The following is a 514-nucleotide window of genomic DNA, read 5'->3' as shown; positions in this document are numbered from 1 at the left end:
GGCGCAGGGCTGCTTTCACTATTTCACGGGGATGGACTTCAACGTGGCTGAGGGTGCCGGTAAACAGGGTTTCAGCCGCCAGTAGCTGATGCTGGTTATCCAGGAACAGAACCATAAACTCCTCCCGCTCCAGTCCGGCCATTTTCAGGCGCAGCCAGTCGCGGGTTGCCNGGTGCTGTTCCAGTATCGACAGCGCCTGGCGGATGATGCGCTGAGCGCCTGGGGTCAGGCTGATTGCCGCAGAAGGTACTACATCGGGCTGGATGGAAACCAGCAATAGTGCTGTGTTCATAAGGGTTCACCTCAGTCAATCAGCCGCATGATACCGCTGCATTCAGGATGGGCCAGCGCGTAATTGCGCAGGCGGTAGTAGTGTTCACTGATAGCCTAGCAACCGGTACGGCAGGCATGGTGACTCCAGGCCATCAGGCACACTGCAATACCGGTGGCTTCAGTGCTGAGTTCGGCGTCATTGCCGTTATGCTCGTTAAACAGCGTGTAACTCTCCAGCTCC

The 514-nt window shown here is 57.3% G+C and carries 1 protein-coding gene and 1 pseudogene; both read right to left on the bottom strand.

Annotated elements, in window-relative coordinates:
• On the bottom strand, window positions 1–292 hold a 292-nt coding region (locus FDX22_RS22710), incomplete at its 3' end, for a JAB domain-containing protein (RefSeq protein WP_304571810.1).
• A gap of 11 nt (window positions 293–303) precedes the next feature.
• Window positions 304–514 (bottom strand): annotated as a pseudogene (locus tag FDX22_RS22705) (antirestriction protein); the annotation flags it as partial.

It is taken from the genome of Citrobacter sp. TBCS-14 (genome assembly GCF_005280805.1).
GTDB lineage: Bacteria > Pseudomonadota > Gammaproteobacteria > Enterobacterales > Enterobacteriaceae > Citrobacter > Citrobacter gillenii.
Note: the sequence above shows the minus strand (reverse complement) of the source record. Positions and strands in the feature narration are given on the sequence as shown.